The 17465-nt window shown below is 63.9% G+C and carries 14 protein-coding genes; 13 read left to right on the forward strand and 1 reads right to left on the reverse strand.

Translation table 11 applies throughout. The annotated features are described in order from the left end of the window. Window positions 1–228 precede the first annotated feature (228 nt). On the reverse strand, window positions 229–1191 hold the full coding sequence (locus tag ACK4OE_RS13695; protein ID WP_409885362.1) for a LysR family transcriptional regulator: 963 nt from the start codon (window positions 1189–1191) through the stop codon (window positions 229–231). Between the two features lie 122 nt (window positions 1192–1313). Here ACK4OE_RS13695 and ACK4OE_RS13700 point away from each other — a divergent pair, with 122 nt between their 5' ends. The 13 genes from ACK4OE_RS13700 to dgoD all read left to right on the forward strand — a co-directional run bounded on the left by ACK4OE_RS13700 (window position 1314) and on the right by dgoD (window position 17380). Next, on the forward strand, window positions 1314–2765 hold the full coding sequence (locus ACK4OE_RS13700; RefSeq protein WP_409885363.1) for an aldehyde dehydrogenase family protein: 1452 nt from the start codon (window positions 1314–1316) through the stop codon (window positions 2763–2765). A gap of 63 nt (window positions 2766–2828) precedes the next feature. Continuing rightward, on the forward strand, window positions 2829–3794 hold the full coding sequence (locus tag ACK4OE_RS13705) for an ABC transporter substrate-binding protein (RefSeq protein ID WP_409885364.1): 966 nt from the start codon (window positions 2829–2831) through the stop codon (window positions 3792–3794). Between the two features lie 164 nt (window positions 3795–3958). After that, window positions 3959–5029, forward strand: a complete 1071-nt coding sequence (gene chvE, locus ACK4OE_RS13710) for a multiple monosaccharide ABC transporter substrate-binding protein (RefSeq protein ID WP_409885365.1) — start codon at window positions 3959–3961, stop codon at window positions 5027–5029. A 203-nt stretch (window positions 5030–5232) separates the two neighbouring features. Continuing rightward, window positions 5233–6750: a multiple monosaccharide ABC transporter ATP-binding protein gene (gene mmsA / locus ACK4OE_RS13715; RefSeq protein ID WP_409885366.1), complete on the forward strand. Its 1518-nt coding sequence runs from the start codon at window positions 5233–5235 to the stop codon at window positions 6748–6750. Window positions 6751–6784: 34 nt separating this feature from the next. After that, entirely contained in the window at window positions 6785–7975 is a 1191-nt protein-coding gene (gene mmsB, locus ACK4OE_RS13720; protein ID WP_409885367.1) for a multiple monosaccharide ABC transporter permease, read from the forward strand. Window positions 7976–7979: 4 nt separating this feature from the next. Then, window positions 7980–9518: a sugar ABC transporter ATP-binding protein gene (locus ACK4OE_RS13725; RefSeq protein ID WP_409885368.1), complete on the forward strand. Its 1539-nt coding sequence runs from the start codon at window positions 7980–7982 to the stop codon at window positions 9516–9518. Next, entirely contained in the window at window positions 9511–10566 is a 1056-nt protein-coding gene (locus tag ACK4OE_RS13730; RefSeq protein WP_409885369.1) for an ABC transporter permease, read from the forward strand. Before ACK4OE_RS13725 ends, ACK4OE_RS13730 begins: the two co-directional genes overlap by 8 nt. After that, a complete protein-coding gene (gene yjfF / locus ACK4OE_RS13735) occupies window positions 10563–11600 on the forward strand; it encodes a galactofuranose ABC transporter, permease protein YjfF (RefSeq protein ID WP_409885370.1) in 1038 nt (345 codons plus the stop codon). Before ACK4OE_RS13730 ends, yjfF begins: the two co-directional genes overlap by 4 nt. Window positions 11601–11629: 29 nt before the next feature. Then, window positions 11630–13363: an IlvD/Edd family dehydratase gene (locus ACK4OE_RS13740; RefSeq protein WP_409885371.1), complete on the forward strand. Its 1734-nt coding sequence runs from the start codon at window positions 11630–11632 to the stop codon at window positions 13361–13363. A 126-nt stretch (window positions 13364–13489) separates the two neighbouring features. Then, complete coding sequence (locus tag ACK4OE_RS13745; protein WP_409885372.1) at window positions 13490–14428, forward strand: dihydrodipicolinate synthase family protein; 939 nt, start codon at window positions 13490–13492, stop codon at window positions 14426–14428. Window positions 14429–14439: 11 nt separating this feature from the next. After that, window positions 14440–15489: a 2-dehydro-3-deoxygalactonokinase gene (locus ACK4OE_RS13750; RefSeq protein ID WP_409885373.1), complete on the forward strand. Its 1050-nt coding sequence runs from the start codon at window positions 14440–14442 to the stop codon at window positions 15487–15489. Next, complete coding sequence (locus tag ACK4OE_RS13755) at window positions 15486–16154, forward strand: 2-dehydro-3-deoxy-6-phosphogalactonate aldolase (RefSeq protein ID WP_409885374.1); 669 nt, start codon at window positions 15486–15488, stop codon at window positions 16152–16154. Before ACK4OE_RS13750 ends, ACK4OE_RS13755 begins: the two co-directional genes overlap by 4 nt. 77 nt (window positions 16155–16231) lie before the next feature. Continuing rightward, window positions 16232–17380: a galactonate dehydratase gene (gene dgoD, locus ACK4OE_RS13760; protein WP_409885375.1), complete on the forward strand. Its 1149-nt coding sequence runs from the start codon at window positions 16232–16234 to the stop codon at window positions 17378–17380. The last annotated feature ends 85 nt before the right edge of the window (window positions 17381–17465 follow it).

Consider the following 17465-nt stretch of genomic DNA (forward strand, 5'->3'; position numbering starts at 1 on the left):
AACGTGCTGGCTCGCAAAATGGTGCGTGTGGCCTTCAGCCTGTTCAAGAACCACAAACGGTTTGATCTCGCATTGGTCTCTGGCAACGCAGTTAATGCTTGACTGGAACCATAGAACCTCAACAGGAACGGTCGGACAGGCAGCCCAGCGACTATAAAAACAATAGCTACTAGCGCATACGGGATAAGCGCCAGAGCCCATTTCATCAAAATTCCACCAAAAACCAAATCACTCCCCCACCTCCAACCTCCGCCCATACTGCACCAAACTCGTCTGCTTCAACGCCTTCATCATCACCTTCGCCGCAGGCGACAACAGCCGATCCGTGCGCGTGATGATTCCAAACGCATCCATGTGGCACGGCATGGCCATCGGCAGCACCGACACCATCCCATGTGACGCGTAGTACTGCCCCACGTCAGCGCCCAACACGGCAATCATGTCGCTCTGCTGCAGCATGCGCGTGATGAACAGCAGCGAGGAGGTCTCCACCGTGTTGATCGGCGGCGCCAGACCGTCTTGACCGAACATCAAGTCAAACCGGTGCCGCAACACACTGCCCGCAGGCGGCACGATCCAACCCGCTGAAACAACATCGCGCAAGGTCAGCCCGCTCATGCCCAGCAGCGGGTGGCCGGGGCGGGTCACCGCACAGACCAGTTCTTCGGTCAGTGACTCATAGCGCAGGTTGGTCTTGTCGTGCTCAGCAAACAGGCGGCCGACCACGATGTCGAGCTTGCCCTGCTCCAGCCTATCCAGCAGCACCGGGCTGGTTTCGATATCGAGCGATATCCGAAGGCTGGGGTGCTCCTGCTTGACCAGCGCCAGCGCGGCGGGTAGCAGGCTCAGGCCTGGGGACGTGATGGCGCCAATGCCGACCTGGCCGTAGTGCCCGGTCTTGAGCGCGCTCAGCTCGTCGTGCGCCTGGTTCAGGCTGGCCAGGGCCATGCGCGCGTGGCGGATCATGGTTTCGCCGTACCAGGTGGGGCGCATGCCGCGTGGCAGGCGCTCGAAAAGTGGCACCTCTAGCACGTCCTCCAGATCCTTGAGCAGCTTGGACGCCGCGGGCTGGGTCATGCTGAGCACCTGGGCTGCGCGGTGGATGTTGCCCTCTTCGGCCAGGGCCACCAGCAGTAGCAGTTGGCGGGTCTTCAGGCGTGCGCGGATGAACCAGTGGTTGTAGGTGCTCATGGGGTTTTCCAGAATACTGCGATAGATATGTATTTTGTCTAAATATCTATTGGATTGATATCTAAATCAATCTTAGACTTTCCGCCGAGTCCTCCACAAAGCAAGCAAGCGAGCACCTCTTCATGAAACTCGGCGACACGCAGCAGAACCCCCGGCACTTCATCAACGGCCGGTGGGAGATTGGCACCACCACCGGGGTCAGCACCAACCCGTCAGACACCCGCGAGGTGGTGGCCGAGTACGCACGCGCCGACCGCAACCAGACCGACCAGGCCGTGCGCGCCGCCGCAGACGCCCTGCCCTACTGGAGCCACAGCACCCCCCAGCGCCGCGCCGATGCACTAGACCAGATTGGCAGCGAGCTGCTGGCACGCAAGGACGACCTGGGCGCACTGCTGGCCCGCGAAGAGGGCAAGACCCTGCCCGAGGCCATTGGCGAGGTGGCACGCGCCGGCCAGATCTTCAAGTTCTTTGCAGGCGAGGCGCTGCGTGTGCCGGGCGAACTCATGGCGTCCGTGCGCCAGGGCGTGCAGGTGGACGTGACCCGCGAACCCGTGGGCGTGGTGGGCATCATCGCGCCGTGGAACTTTCCCTTCGCCATTCCGGCCTGGAAGATCGCTCCGGCGCTGGCCTATGGCAACACCGTGGTGTTCAAGCCCGCCGAACTGGTGCCTGCCTGCGGTTGGGCGCTGGCCGAAATCATCAGCCGCTGCGGGCTGCCAGCGGGCGTTTTTAACCTGGTGATGGGCAGCGGCCGCGAGGTGGGCCAGACGCTGGTAGACCACCCGCTGGTCGATGCGCTGAGCTTCACCGGGTCGGTCTCGACCGGTGAGCGCATCCTGAAATCAGCCACCGCCCGGCGCGCCAAAGTGCAGCTGGAGATGGGCGGGAAGAACCCGCTGATCGTGTTGGCCGATGCAGACATGGACCAAGCCATCGACTGCGCGCTGCAGGGTTCTTACTTTTCCACCGGCCAGCGCTGCACGGCATCGAGCCGCCTGATTGTGGAATCCAGCGTGCACGATGCCTTCGTGGCTCGACTGCGCCAGCGGCTGTCCACGCTCAAGGTCGGCCACGCACTGGAGCGCGGTATCGAGATGGGCCCCGTGGTGGACGCGGGCCAGCTCGACCAGAACCTTGGCTACATCGAGATCGCGCGCGCAGAAGGCGCCGAGCACGTGTGGGGCGGCGAGCGGCTGGAGCGAGCCACGCCCGGCCACTACATGAGCCCCGCGCTGTTCCTGGCCAAGCCAGAGCACCGCATTGCGCGCGAAGAAATCTTTGGCCCCGTGGCCTGCGTGCTGCGCGCTGACGACTACGAACACGCGCTGGCGCTGGCCAACGACACGCCCTTTGGACTGTGTGCAGGCATCTGCACCACGTCGCTCAAACACGCCATGCACTTCAAGCGGCACGCTGATGTGGGCATGACCATGGTCAACCTGCCCACGGCGGGGGTGGACTTTCATGTCCCCTTCGGCGGGCGCAAGGAATCGAGCCATGGCCCGCGTGAACAGGGCCGGTATGCCGCCGAGTTCTACACCACCGTCAAGACCGGCTACATGCTGGCCTGACGCCCCCGCACAGGTCCTTCACTGCCTGCGATTTCCGATCCATAACAACCAGGAGACAAAACCATGAAACTGAATCGTCGCACCGTTGTATCCGCGCTCGCGAGCGCCCCGCTGGCAGGGTTGCTCCCCGCCGCTGCCTGGGCCCAAAAGCCCATCGTGCTGGGTTTCAGCCAGGTGGGAGCCGAGAGCGAATGGCGCACTGCCAACACCGAGTCGATCAAGTCGGCCGCCAAGGAGGCGGGCATTGAATTGAAGTTCTCGGACGCCCAGCAAAAGCAGGAAAACCAGATCAAGGCGATCCGCTCGTTCATCGCCCAGCGGGTGGATGTGATTGCGTTCTCGCCCGTGGTCGAGTCCGGCTGGGAACCGGTGCTGCGCGAAGCCAAGGCCGCCAAAATCCCCGTGGTGCTGACCGACCGCGCGGTGAACACCAAGGACCAGTCGCTGTACGTGACCTTCATGGGATCGGATTTTGTCGAGGAGGGGCGCAAGGCTGGCCGCTGGCTGGTCGAGAAGATGAAAGACAACAAAGGCGAGGTCAACATCGTCGAGTTGCAAGGCACGGTGGGCTCTGCCCCGGCCATCGACCGCAAGAAGGGTTTTGAGGAAATCATCAAGGCCGATCCCAAGTTCAAGATCGTGCGCTCACAGACCGGCGACTTCACCCGGGCCAAGGGCAAAGAAGTGATGGAAGCCTTCCTCAAGGCCGAGGGCAAGAAGATCAACGTGCTCTACGCGCACAACGACGACATGGCGATTGGCGCCATCCAGGCCATCGAAGAGGCCGGAATGAAGCCCGCCAAGGACATCGTGATCATCTCCATCGACGCGGTGAAAGGCGCCTTCGAAGCCATGATCGCGGGCAAGCTCAACGTGAGCGTGGAATGCAGCCCGCTGCTGGGCCCGCAGCTGATGAGTGCCGTCAAGGACATCAAGGCGGGCAAGGCAGTGCCCAAGCGCATCGTGACAGAAGAAGGCATCTTCCCGATGGAAGTGGCGGCGAAAGAATTTCCGAACCGCAAATATTGATGCCCCCTGAGTCGCTGCGCGCCTTCCCCCTCAGGGGGACGCCGCCAGCGCGGCGGGGCGGCCCTTGCGCGGTGGCACTCGCATTAGACCGTGCCAGTTGCGACGGCCTGCTGCGAGTTCTAGCACCCACCAAAACAACAAATCACATCAGGAGACAAAACCAAATGAAACGTGCAATTTTCAAGGCTGTGCTGGCCACCGTGGCATTGGCTGCCATTGGCGCCACGTCCGTGGTATCAGCCCAGGACAAGGGCACCATCGGCATCTCGATGCCCACCAAATCGTCGGCGCGCTGGATTGCCGATGGCGACAACATGGTCAAGGTGCTCAAGGAGCGCGGCTACAAGACCGATCTGCAGTACGCCGAAGACGACATCCCGAACCAGCTTGCGCAGATCGAGAACATGATCACCAAGGGTGCCAAGGTGCTGGTGATCGCGTCGATTGACGGCACTACGCTGTCGCGCGTGCTGCAAAGCGCGGCAGACAAGGGCGTGAAGGTCGTGGCGTATGACCGCCTCATCAAGGGCTCAAAGAACGTGGACTACTACGCCACGTTCGACAACTTTCAGGTCGGCGTTCTGCAGGCCACGTCCATCGTCGACAAGCTGGGTTTGAAGCAGGGCAAGGGCCCGTTCAACATTGAACTGTTCGGCGGCTCTCCCGACGACAACAACGCGTTCTTCTTCTACGACGGCGCCATGAGCGTGCTGCAACCGTACATCGACAGCGGCAAGCTGGTGGTGCGCAGCAAGCAGACGGGCATGAACAAGGTTGGCACGCTGCGCTGGGACGGATCGGTGGCGCAGGCGCGCATGGACAACCTGCTGTCGGCCTACTACGGCAAGGACAAGGTGCACGCGGTGCTCTCGCCGTATGACGGCCTGTCGATCGGCATCCTGTCGTCCCTGAAGGGTGTGGGCTACTGCACGGCGCAGCAGCCCTGCCCGGTGGTTAGCGGCCAGGACGCCGAAGTGCCATCGGTCAAATCCATCCTGAAGGGAGAACAGTATTCGACCGTGTTCAAGGACACGCGCGAGCTGGCCAAGGTGGCCGCCAACATGGTGGACGCCACGCTGTCGGGCAAACAGCCCGAGATCAACGACACCAAGACCTACAACAACGGCGTGAAGGTGGTGCCCTCGTACCTGCTCAAACCGGTGTCGGTCGATGCATCCAACTGGAATTCCGTTCTGGTGGGTAGCGGCTACTACAAAGAATCGCAGATCAAGTAAGGGGCGCGGCTCAAAAAACTCTTCTGGCGTTGTTGCTGCGTCTTGTCGTACTCACCGTACTGCCTGCGACGCAGCGCCTAGCCAGAACCGCTTCACTGAGTTTTGTGAGCCGCTGAGTGTTACGCGTGGGGGGCTTAGAGACATCCAGCCCTCCCCTCTGAGATCCCAGAGGACTATAAAAATTTCCTCACCGAGCCCAAGCAATGCTTCTTGAAATGCGGGACATCCGCAAGACCTTCCCCGGCGTTGTCGCACTGAACAAGGTCAACCTGCGCGTGAAGGCCGGAGAAATCCATGCCATCGTGGGCGAAAACGGCGCGGGCAAATCGACGCTGATGAAAGTGCTATCTGGCGTCTATCCGCACGGCAGCTACAGCGGCGGCATTCACTTTGACGGCCAGGAGCGCCGCTTTGACGGCATCCGAGACAGCGAGCACCTGGGCGTCATCATCATTCACCAGGAGCTGGCGCTGGTGCCGCTGCTGTCGATTGCAGAAAACATCTTCCTGGGCAACGAAACGTCGCGTTTCGGCGTGATCGACTGGATGCAGGCGCACAGCAAAACGCTGGCCCTGCTGCAGAAGGTGGGGCTCCGTGAGTCGCCCGACACCCCGGTCGGGCAGCTGGGCGTGGGCAAACAGCAGCTGGTGGAGATTGCCAAGGCGCTGTCGCGCCAGGTGCGCCTGTTGATCCTGGACGAGCCCACCGCCAGCCTGAACGAGAACGACAGTGCAGCACTGCTCGACCTGCTGCTTGAACTCAAAAGCCAGGGTATCACCTGCATCCTGATCTCGCACAAGCTCAACGAAATCTCCCGCGTGGCCGATTCCATCACGGTGCTGCGCGACGGCAGCACGGTGGAAACCATGGACTGCCGGTCGGGGGCCGTGAGCGAAGACCGCGTGATCCAGGCCATGGTGGGCCGCGAGATGGCCGACCGCTACCCCCAGCGCCAGCCGGACATTGGCGAGACCGTGTTTGAAGTGCGCGACTGGCGCGCCCACCACCCCCAGCGCCGCGACACCGAGTTCATCAAGGGCATCAATCTCAAGGTGCGGCGCGGCGAGATCGTGGGCATCGCCGGGCTCATGGGTGCGGGGCGCACCGAGCTGGCGATGAGCATCTTCGGCAAGTCGTGGGGCAATCACATCAGTGGCCAGGTGCTGCTGCATGGCCAGCCCATCGACGTGAGTACGGTGGAGAAGGCGGTACACCACGGCTTGGCCTACGTGACCGAAGACCGCAAGGGCAACGGGCTGGTGCTGAACGAAGACATCCAGTTCAATGTGTCGCTGGCGCACCTGGGGGGCGTATCGCACGCCACGGTGATCGACAGCGGCCGCGAGCACCAGGTGGCGCAAACCTACCGCGAAAAGCTGCGCATCCGCTGCTCGGGCGTGGACCAGAAGACCGTCAACCTCTCGGGCGGCAACCAGCAAAAGGTGGTGCTGAGCAAATGGCTCTTTACCAACCCCGAGGTGCTCATCCTCGACGAGCCCACCCGCGGTATCGACGTGGGCGCCAAGTTCGAGATCTACACCCTCATCGCGCAGTTGGCGGCCGACGGCAAGTGCGTGATCGTGATTTCGTCGGAGATGCCCGAGCTACTGGGCATCACGGACCGCCTCTACGTCATGAACGAAGGCCGCATCATCGCCGAGATGCCCACCGCCGAAGCATCGCAAGAAAAGATCATGCGAGCGATTGTGAAAGCCAGTTGATATGTCCCAGACGCCTTTGACCCCTTCGAATTCAATGCCCGCAGTAGCGGCCCCTACCCGCAGTGACCGCTCGCCGCTGGACCACCTGAAGCACAACTTCCGCGAATACGGCATGTTGATCACGCTGGTCGCCATCATGGGCTTCTTTCAGTACATGACAGACGGCACGCTGATGCAGCCGCTGAACCTGACCAACCTGATTCTGCAGAACAGCTACATCGTCATCATGGCGCTGGGCATGTTGCTGGTGATCGTGGCGGGCCACATTGATCTGTCGGTGGGTTCTGTCTGCGGATTCATCGGCGCACTGGCTGCGGTGTTGATGGTGCAGTACCAGTGGCATTTTGTGCCCGCCACGATGGCGTGCTTGCTTTGCGGGGGGCTGATTGGTGCGCTGCAGGGCTGGTTCGTGGCGTTTTGGCGCATCCCTTCGTTCATCGTCACCTTGGCGGGCATGCTGGTGTTCAAAGGCTTCGCCTTGGCGGTGCTGGCCGGGCAGTCGGTGGGGCCGTTTCCCGAAACGTTCCAGATGCTCAGCTCCGGATTCATCCCGGACGTGTTCAACGCCGAAGGGCTGCGCGTCACCTCATTGTTGCTGGGGGTTGCTGTGGCCGCTGCTCTGGCGGCAGCGGGGGTGCGCGCGCGTGCCCATCGGCTGCGCCATGGTGTGCAGACAGAACCTGCCGCATTGTTTTGGGCCAAGACGGCCGTGTTTGCGGTGCTGCTGGTGACCTTCAGCTACCTGCTTGCGTCGTACAAGGGCTTGCCCAATGTGCTGATCGTGATGGCATTGCTCATCGTGCTGTTTGACTTCGTCACCAGCCGCACCACCATCGGGCGGCGCATCTACGCATTGGGCGGCAACGAAAAAGCCGCCAAGCTGTCGGGCATCAAGACCGAGCGCCTGTCGTTCTATGCCTTCGTGAACATGGGGGTGCTGGCGGCCCTGGCGGGCCTGGTGTTTGCCGCACGGCTGAACACGGCCACGCCCAAGGCGGGCCTGGGCTTTGAACTCGACGTGATTGCCGCGTGTTTCATCGGCGGTGCGTCGGCCTCGGGCGGCGTGGGCAAGGTGATGGGGGCCGTCATCGGCGCGTTTGTGATGGGGGTGATGAACAACGGCATGTCCATCCTGGGCATTGGCATCGACTACCAGCAGGTGATCAAGGGCGTGGTATTGCTGGCCGCCGTGCTCGTCGACGTGTACAACAAAAACAAAGTATGAAGCCATGAACGCGGCCACCATTCACGCCCCGTCAGCCCCCGTGCTGCAACTCACGGGCATCCACAAGCAGTTCTCAGGCATCCCAGTGCTGCAGGATGTGCGGCTCAATCTGTACCCCGGCGAAATCCATGCCCTGATGGGCCAGAACGGGGCAGGCAAGTCCACGCTGATCAAAGTGCTCACCGGTGTGCTTGCGCCCACTTCCGGGCAGATGCAGCTGAGCGGGAAACCCGTGTGGCCCGATTCGCCCCTGGCGGCGCAGCACCTGGGTATCAGCACCGTTTACCAGGAAGTCAACCTCTGCCCCAATCTGTCGGTGGCTGAGAACATCTTTGCCGGCCGCTACCCACGCTGCGGCCTCGCGCAAGGGTTTCGCATTGACTGGGCCACGCTCAACCAGCGCGCGCGCGAGCTGGTTGAGCGCATCGGCCTGGCCATCGACGTGACGCGCCTGCTGTCCGACTACCCCGTGGCCGTGCAGCAGCTGGTGGCCATTGCGCGGGCACTCAGCATCGAGTCCAAGGTGCTGATCCTGGACGAGCCCACCTCCAGCCTGGACGATGACGAAGTGCAGAAGCTGTTCGCTGTGCTCCGCCGTCTGCGCGACGAAGGTCTGGCCATTGTTTTCGTGACCCATTTTCTGAACCAGGTGTATGCCATCTCGGACCGTATCACCGTGCTGCGCAATGGCAGCTGGGTGGGCGAATGGCCTGTGGCAGACCTGGGCGCCCAGGCGCTGATCGCTGCCATGCTGGGGCGCGAGTTGGCCGCGCAGTCCACCGAGGCTGCTGTGTCGCCAGACTTTGACGACGCCACGCCCGCGCTGCTGCAGACCGAAGGACTGGGCCAGACCGGCCAGCTGCAACCCGTGGACCTGCGGGTGCGGGCGGGCGAGGTGGTGGGCCTGGCGGGGCTGCTCGGCTCGGGTCGTACCGAGCTGGCGCGCCTGCTGTTTGGCCTGCAGTCGCCCGACCGGGGCGTGCTGCGCATCGACGGAAAAACCGTGGCGTTTGCCAACCCCATGGATGCCATCCGACACGGCTTGGCGCTGTGCCCGGAGGAGCGCAAGACAGACGGCATCGTGGCCGAGCTGTCGGTGCGCGAGAACATCGCCCTGGCACTGCAGGCGCGCATGGGTATGGGCAAATTTTTGTCGAGGGCCGAGCAGACCGCACTGGCCGAGCGCTACGTGAAGCTGCTGGGCATCAAGACCGAGAGCGTGGACAAACCGATTGGCCTGCTCTCCGGCGGCAACCAGCAAAAGGCGATTCTTGCGCGCTGGATGGCCATAGAGCCCCGCCTCTTGATCCTGGACGAACCCACGCGCGGCATCGACGTGGCGGCCAAGCAGGAAATCATGGAACAGATCCTGCGCCTGGCCCAGGCCGGGATGGCCGTGGTGTTCATCTCTTCTGAAATGGGCGAAGTAGTGCGCGTGGCGCACCGCATCGTGGTGCTTCGCGACCGCCGAAAAGTAGGCGAGCTTCCCGCAGGCAGCAGCGAAGACGCTGTGTACGAAATGATTGCCTCTGAACATGTCTGAACGTTCCTCCTCCCCTTCCCTTCTGGCTGCTTTGTTGCGCCACCGCCTGGCGTGGCCGCTGATCACGCTGATGCTGCTGCTCATCGTGAATACCGTCTTCAACGACAGTTTTCTGCGCATCGAGTGGCGCGATGGGCATCTGTACGGCAGCCTCATCGACATCCTGAACCGCGCTGCACCGCTGGTGCTGGTGTCGCTGGGCATGACGATGGTGATTGCCACGCGCGGCATTGATATCTCCGTGGGCGCAGTAGTGGCCATTGCGGCAGCAGTGGCGGCCTGGATGATCGGGGGCTCGGTGTCGGGTACCGAAAGCCGGTTTCCCCTGCCGGTGGCCATCCTGGGCGCGATCGGCATAGCCGCCGTGTGTGGCTTGTGGAACGGCGTGCTGGTGGCCAAGGTGGGCATGCAACCCATCATCGCCACGCTGATTTTGATGGTGGCGGGACGCGGAATTGCGCAACTCATCACCGACGGGCAGATCATCACCATTTACTACACGCCCTACTTCTTTCTGGGAGGCGGCTACCTGTTGGGCCTGCCGTTTGCGCTGTTCATCGTCGCGGCGGTGTTTGCGCTGCTGTACCTGGCGGTCACCCGCACCGCGCTGGGCCTGTTCATTCAGGCAGTGGGCATCAACCCCACCGCAGCGCGCGTGGCGGGCGTGCAGTCGCGCAGCCTGATCATTGCGGCCTACACCTTTTGCGGCGTGTGCGCGGGCATCGCCGGGCTGTTGATCAGCTCCAACGTGAAGAGTGCCGACGGCAACAACGCCGGGCAGTTGCTGGAGCTGGATGCCATCCTTGCCGTGACCCTGGGCGGCACCGCGCTGACCGGCGGGCGGTTCAGTCTGGTGGGCAGCGTGATTGGCGCGCTCATCATTCAGACGCTGACCTATGCCATTTACTCGCTGGGTGTGCCGCCCGAGATCAATTTGGTGGTCAAGGCCGTGGTGGTGTTTGTGGTGATGCTGCTGCAGTCGCCCGATTTTCGCGCCCAGGTCGGCGTGCTGGTGCGCAGGCCGGGCGTGCGCGGAGTGCCGTCATGAGCGCGCTGCCTACCTCTTCACTCAATGCGGATGCGGCGGTCGCCACGCCGCCAACCGCCCCCACGGTTGCACACCTGAACCCAAAGTACCTGCCGCTGATCGCCACCATCTCCCTCTTCGTGGCCATGGCCACCATGGGGTCGGTGCTGTACACCGGCTTCTTCTCGGCCCAGGTGTTTCTGAACCTGCTGATCGACAACGCCTTCCTGATCATCGTGGCGGTGGGGATGACGTTTGTGATTCTGTCCGGCGGCATTGACCTGTCGGTGGGGTCGGTGGTGGCGCTGACCACCATGGTGCTGGCCGCACTGGTGGAGCACAAAGGCTGGAGCCCGCTGGTGGTGATTCCGCTGGTGCTGCTGATGGGCACAGCCTTTGGCGCTTTGATGGGCTTTCTGATCGAGCGGTTCAGGCTGCAGCCCTTCATCGTGACGCTGGCTGGCATGTTCCTCGCACGGGGTCTGTGCTACCTGATCAGCATTGATTCCATCAGCATCTCCAACGAAGGCTACTCAGAGCTGTCGCAGTGGCGCCTGCCGCTGTGGGAGGGCGCATCGCTGTCGCTGGGTGCTGTGGTCGCCATCGTGGTGCTGCTGGCTGCCGTGTTCATTGCGCACTGCACGCCGTTTGGCCGTGCCGTGTATGCGGTGGGTGGCAGCGAAGCATCCGCGCTGCTGATGGGCCTGCCGGTGCGGCGCACGCTCATCGGCGTGTACACGCTCTCGGGCTTTTGCTCTGCATTGGCTGGCGTGGTGTTCACGTTCTACATGCTGTCGGGCTATGGGCTGCATGCCGTGGGCATGGAGCTGGACGCCATTGCTGCGGTGGTCATCGGCGGCACCCTGCTGACCGGCGGCGTGGGCTATGTGGCTGGCACGCTGTTCGGTGTGCTGATGCTCGGAATCATCCAGACCCTCATCTCTTTTGACGGCACGCTCAGCTCGTGGTGGACCCGCATCGTCGTGGGCGTGCTGCTGTTCGTCTTCTGCCTGCTGCAGCGCGTGTTGACCCACCGCACCTCCAAGCCGAACTGACCTGACCCCCCTCGCTCCTACAAAAAATCATGGCCACATCTCCCCGCAAACTCCGCTCCGCCGCATGGTTCGGCACCGCCGACAAGAACGGCTTTATGTACCGCAGCTGGATGAAGAACCAGGGCATCCCGGACCACGCCTTCGACGGGCGCCCCGTCATCGGCATCTGCAACACCTGGTCAGAGCTCACGCCCTGCAATGCCCACTTTCGCAAGATTGCCGAGCATGTGAAGCGCGGCATCTATGAGGCAGGCGGCTTTCCGGTGGAGTTCCCGGTGTTCTCCAACGGCGAATCCAACCTGCGCCCCACGGCCATGCTCACGCGCAACCTGGCCAGCATGGATGTGGAAGAAGCCATTCGCGGCAACCCCATCGACGCCGTGGTGCTGCTGGTGGGCTGCGACAAGACCACCCCCGCGCTGCTGATGGGTGCTGCCAGTTGCGACGTGCCCGCCATCGTGGTCACGGGCGGCCCCATGCTCAACGGCAAACTCGATGGCAAGGACATCGGCTCGGGCACGGCCGTGTGGCGGCTGCATGAATCGTTGAAGGCAGGCGAAATCAACGAACACCAGTTCTTTGCGGCCGAGGCCGGGATGTCGCGTTCGGCCGGCACCTGCAACACCATGGGCACCGCATCGACCATGGCCTGCATGGCCGAGGCGCTGGGCACCTCGCTGCCGCACAACGCGGCCATTCCCGCCGTGGATGCGCGCCGCTATGTGCTGGCCCACATGTCGGGCCGACGCATCGTGGAGATGGCGCACGAGGGGCTCACGCTGTCCAAAATCCTCACGCGCGAAGCGTTCGAGAACGCCATCCGCACCAACGCCGCCATTGGCGGCTCCACCAACGCCGTGATCCACCTGAAAGCCATTGCAGGCCGCATCGGCGTGAAGTTGGAGCTGGAAGACTGGACCCGTGTGGGCCGGGGCACCCCCACGCTGGTAGACCTGCAGCCCTCGGGCCGCTTCCTGATGGAAGAGTTTTACTACGCTGGTGGCCTGCCCGCCGTGCTGCGCCGCTTGGGCGAGAACAACCTGCTGCCCCACCCCGATGCGCTCACCGTCAACGGCAAGAGCCTGTGGGACAACGTGCGCGAGGCCCCGCAGTACAACGACGAAGTGATCCGCCCGATCAGCAACCCGCTGATTGCCGACGGCGGCATCTGCATCCTGCGCGGCAACCTGGCGCCGCGCGGCGCGGTGCTCAAGCCCTCGGCGGCGTCGCCAGAGCTGCTGAAACACCGGGGCCGCGCCGTGGTGTTCGAGAACCTGGAGCACTACAAGGAGCGCATCGTCGACGAAGACCTGGACATCGACGCCAGCTGCGTGATGGTGCTCAAGAACTGCGGCCCCAAGGGCTACCCCGGCATGGCCGAGGTGGGCAACATGGGCCTGCCGCCCAAGCTGCTGCGCCAGGGCGTGAAGGACATGGTGCGCATCTCCGACGCGCGCATGAGCGGCACCGCCTATGGCACCGTGGTGCTGCACGTAGCGCCCGAGGCTGCTGCGGGTGGCCCGCTGGCCGCCGTGCGCGATGGCGATTTCATTGAGCTGGACTGCGACAACGGCCGACTGCACCTGGACATCAGCGATGAAGAGTTGGCCGCGCGGCTTGCCGCATTGGCCAACACAGACCACGGCGGACGCGGCGGCTACCAGCGCTTGTATGTAGACCACGTGCTGCAGGCGGACGATGGTTGCGACTTTGACTTTCTGGTGGGTTGCCGCGGTGCGGCCGTCCCACGTCATTCACATTGAAGGACACGCATTCAGAGTCGCTTCGCGTCACCAGCCGTCGAACATTGCTATTTATTCAATAGCTGCTAGCGCTTATTGGATAAGCGCTAGAGGCATATTTCAATCAGATTCCTACCTACGCCCGCCATGCCAGCCACCCATTCCCTACAGAACCCTCGCTATCGCGGCATCTTCCCCGTCGTGCCCACCACGTTCCACGAAGACGGTCGCCTAGACCTCGACAGCCAGAAGCGCTGCCTCGACTTCATGATCGACGCCGGTGTGGACGGCGTCTGCATTCTGGCCAACTTCTCCGAGCAGTTCTCGCTGTCGGATGCCGAGCGCGAAACGCTCACGCGCCTGTCACTGGAACACGTGGCCGGCCGCGTGCCCGTGATCGTCACCACCACCCACTACGGCACCCGCGTGTGCGCCGAGCGAAGCCGTGCCGCGCAGGACATGGGCGCAGCCATGGTGATGATCATGCCGCCTTACCACGGCGCTACCTTCCGCGTGCCGGAGGCACAGATCTACGAGTTCTATGCCCGCGTATCGGATGCGATCAGCATTCCGATCATGGTGCAGGACGCGCCCGCCAGCGGCACCGTGCTGTCGGCACCGTTCCTCGCGCGCATGGCGCAGGAGATCGAGCAACTGGCTTATTTCAAGATCGAAGTGCCCGGCGCGGCCAGCAAGCTGCGCGAGCTGATTCGACTGGGCGGCGATGCCATCGAAGGCCCGTGGGATGGCGAAGAGGCCATCACCCTGCTGGCCGACCTGGATGCGGGTGCCACAGGCGCCATGACAGGCGGCGCCTTCCCCGACTGTATCCGCCCCATCATCGAGGCCCACCGCCAGGGCGACATGGACCAGGCGTTTTCGCTGTACCAGCGCTGGCTGCCGCTCATCAACCACGAAAACCGCCAGGGCGGCATCCTCACGGCCAAGGCTCTGATGAAAGAAGGCGGCGTGATCGCCTGCGAGGCGGGCCGCCACCCCTTCCCTGCCATGCATCCGGAGGTGCGGCGCGGCCTGATCGACATCGCCCGGCGGCTGGACCCGCTGGTGCTGCGCTGGGCACGCTAAGCAGGACACCCATGGCGCCTGCACGTTTTCTGGTGCCCGCCGAAGCGGGCCTTATCGCACTGGACTGGGGCACCAGCGCATTGCGCGCCTTCCGTATGGGCGCGCATGGCGAGGTGCTGGAGACGCGGCACCGCCCCTGGGGCATCATGAACCTGCCCCCCGCCACCGCGAGCGTGGCAGACGGCGAGCCCGGTGCCGCGTTTGAACGCGCACTGCAAGACACCTGCGGCGACTGGCTGGCCGCCGCACCCGGCCTGCCCCTGCTGGCCTGCGGCATGGTGGGCAGCGCCCAAGGCTGGCGCGAGGCCAAGTACCTGCCCACGCCCACCTCGCTCGATGCACTGGCGCGGGGCCTGACGCTGGTGGCACGCCGCGATGGCCCGCCGCTGCACATCGTGCCGGGCCTTTTGCAGCAGGGCGCACTGCCCAACGTGATGCGTGGCGAAGAGACCCAGGTGCTGGGCGTGCTGGCGGGCCTTGCGCTGCCTGCGGATGCGCCCGTGCTCATCGGCCTGCCCGGCACCCACAGCAAATGGGTGCTGGCACGCGGGGGCCGCATCGAGCAGTTCCACACCTTCATGACCGGCGAGGTGTTTGCTGCGCTGCGCGGCCACACCATTCTGGGCAAGACCATGCAGGCTGCAGCGGCCCCCGACGACGACGCCTTTGCGCGCGGTCTGGAAGTGGCGCGGGGCAGCGATGCCGCACTGGGTCTGCTCTCGCACATCTTCAGCACACGCACGCTGGGCCTGACCGGGGCGCTGGCCCCCACAGCACAGGCGGACTACCTCTCGGGCCTGCTGATCGGGCACGAGGTGGCCAGCCTGGCATGCGCACAGGATCAAACCCAGGCAACACCACAAACGCTGGTGCTCTGCGGCGAGCCCGACCTGTGCCGCCGCTACGCCATTGCGCTGCAGACCTACGGTTTTGCAGCACCCACCATCGCGACGCAGGTCACGGCCACTGGGCTGTGGCAGATCGCGCTAGCTGCGGGGCTAGTCGTAGCACCCCCGCCCTCTCCCTCACGCCCCTCCACCGTCGGGAGCCTGGCCGCATGAACCCCATCGACAAAGCCCTGTTCCACATCCTGCAGCGCTGCGGGCTCATCGCCATCCTGCGGGGCGTGCAGCCGCACGAGGTGGTGGCCATTGGCCACGCGCTGTATGACGCGGGGTTTCGCATCATCGAAGTACCACTCAACTCGCCCGAGCCGCTGGCCAGCATTCGCGCGCTGCGCGATGCACTGCCTGCCGACTGCCTGGTGGGCGCAGGCACCGTGCTCTCCATCGATGCCGTGGCCGATGTGGCCGCAGCGGGTGGGCAGATCATCGTCATGCCCCATAGCGACCCCGACGTGATCCGCGCCGCCCGCGCCGCAGGTATGGCCTGCGCGCCCGGCGTAGCCACGCTGACGGAGGCCTATGCCGCGCTGGCCGCCGGGGCCAACATGCTCAAGCTCTTCCCGGCCGAGGCGCTGCCGCCCCATGTGCTCAAGGCCTGGCGCGCCGTCATCACGCCGCCCATGGCGCTGGTGCCCGTGGGCGGCATCGTGCCCGAAAGCATTGCCCCCTATGCCGCTGCCGGGGCCAGTGGATTCGGGCTGGGCTCCGCCTTGTACCGCCCCGGCGACAGCGCGGCCGATGTGGCGCGCCATGCCGCCGCATTCGTGCACGCGTGGCAGGCGTCGTTCGGCAAAGCACCTGCGCCCCTGGCACCTGCGTAGTCCACTTCGTCCACTTCGTCCACTTCGTCTGCGTCATCCCGCTCATCCCCCATGTCCGATTCCTCTGCCTTGCTCCCATGAAGATCACCCGACTTACCACGTTCATCGTTCCCCCGCGCTGGTGCTTTCTCAAGATCGAGACCGACGAAGGCATCACAGGCTGGGGCGAACCCGTGCTGGAGGGCCGCGCCCACACAGTGGCCGCAGCGGTGGAGGAGCTGGGCGACTACCTGATCGGCAAGGACCCGCGCCACATCGAAGACCACTGGACAGTGCTCTACCGCGGCGGTTTCTACCGTGGTGGTGGCATCCACATGAGCGCGCTGGCTGGCATCGACCAGGCGCTGTGGGACATCAAAGGCAAGGCGCTGGGTGTGCCCGTGGCGGATCTGCTGGGTGGCCCTGTGCGCGACCGCATCCGCGTCTACAGCTGGATTGGCGGCGACCGCCCCAGCGAAACCGCCGCCGCCGCCAAGGCAGCCGTGGCGCGCGGGTTCACCGCCGTCAAGATGAACGGCACCGAAGAGATGCAGTACGTGGACACCTACGACAAGGTGGAGCGCTGCCTGGCCAACGTGGCAGCGGTGCGCGAGGCCGTGGGGCCTAACGTGGGCATCGGGGTGGACTTTCATGGGCGCGTGCACAAGCCCATGGCCAAGGTGCTGATGAAGGAGCTGGACCCGTACCGCCTGATGTTCATCGAGGAACCGGTGCTGAGCGAGCACTACGACGCGCTCAAGGAGCTGGCGCACCTGACCAGCATTCCGATTGCGCTGGGCGAGCGGCTGTACTCCCGCTGGGACTTCAAGCGCGTGCTGGCCGAGGGCTGTGTGGACATCATCCAGCCCGACCCATCGCACGCGGGCGGCATCACCGAAACGCGCAAGATCGCGGCCATGGCAGAAGCGTATGACGTGGCCCTGGCATTGCACTGCCCCCTGGGCCCGATTGCCCTGGCTGCCAACCTGCAGCTGGACGCCATTTGCTACAACGCCTTCATCCAGGAGCAAAGCCTGGGCATTCACTACAACGAGGCCAACGACCTGCTGGACTATGTGGCGAACCCCGAGGTGTTTGCGTACAGCGACGGTATGGTGACCATCCCCCGTGGCCCCGGGCTGGGCATTGAAGTGAATGAAGCCTACGTGCGGGAGCGCGCCGCACAAGGCCACCGCTGGCGCAACCCCGTGTGGCGGCACAAGGACGGCAGCTTTGCCGAGTGGTGACTTCTTGAGCCATCAGCGATAAATACTATTATTTTGATAGCTGCCAGCTCTTTACCAGCAAGCGATAGAGGCCAAGATAGTTCAT

The sequence above is a fragment of the Acidovorax sp. genome (assembly GCF_046314175.1).
GTDB lineage: Bacteria > Pseudomonadota > Gammaproteobacteria > Burkholderiales > Burkholderiaceae_C > Acidovorax.

Coding starts and splice junctions, on each gene's coding strand:
- ACK4OE_RS13695 (WP_409885362.1), bottom strand. CDS start 1,191: ATGAGCACCTACAACCACTGGTTCATCCGCGCACGCCTGAAGACCCGC.
- ACK4OE_RS13700 (WP_409885363.1), top strand. CDS start 1,314: ATGAAACTCGGCGACACGCAGCAGAACCCCCGGCACTTCATCAACGGC.
- ACK4OE_RS13705 (WP_409885364.1), top strand. CDS start 2,829: ATGAAACTGAATCGTCGCACCGTTGTATCCGCGCTCGCGAGCGCCCCG.
- chvE (WP_409885365.1), top strand. CDS start 3,959: ATGAAACGTGCAATTTTCAAGGCTGTGCTGGCCACCGTGGCATTGGCT.
- mmsA (WP_409885366.1), top strand. CDS start 5,233: ATGCTTCTTGAAATGCGGGACATCCGCAAGACCTTCCCCGGCGTTGTC.
- mmsB (WP_409885367.1), top strand. CDS start 6,785: ATGCCCGCAGTAGCGGCCCCTACCCGCAGTGACCGCTCGCCGCTGGAC.
- ACK4OE_RS13725 (WP_409885368.1), top strand. CDS start 7,980: ATGAACGCGGCCACCATTCACGCCCCGTCAGCCCCCGTGCTGCAACTC.
- ACK4OE_RS13730 (WP_409885369.1), top strand. CDS start 9,511: ATGTCTGAACGTTCCTCCTCCCCTTCCCTTCTGGCTGCTTTGTTGCGC.
- yjfF (WP_409885370.1), top strand. CDS start 10,563: ATGAGCGCGCTGCCTACCTCTTCACTCAATGCGGATGCGGCGGTCGCC.
- ACK4OE_RS13740 (WP_409885371.1), top strand. CDS start 11,630: ATGGCCACATCTCCCCGCAAACTCCGCTCCGCCGCATGGTTCGGCACC.
- ACK4OE_RS13745 (WP_409885372.1), top strand. CDS start 13,490: ATGCCAGCCACCCATTCCCTACAGAACCCTCGCTATCGCGGCATCTTC.
- ACK4OE_RS13750 (WP_409885373.1), top strand. CDS start 14,440: ATGGCGCCTGCACGTTTTCTGGTGCCCGCCGAAGCGGGCCTTATCGCA.
- ACK4OE_RS13755 (WP_409885374.1), top strand. CDS start 15,486: ATGAACCCCATCGACAAAGCCCTGTTCCACATCCTGCAGCGCTGCGGG.
- dgoD (WP_409885375.1), top strand. CDS start 16,232: ATGAAGATCACCCGACTTACCACGTTCATCGTTCCCCCGCGCTGGTGC.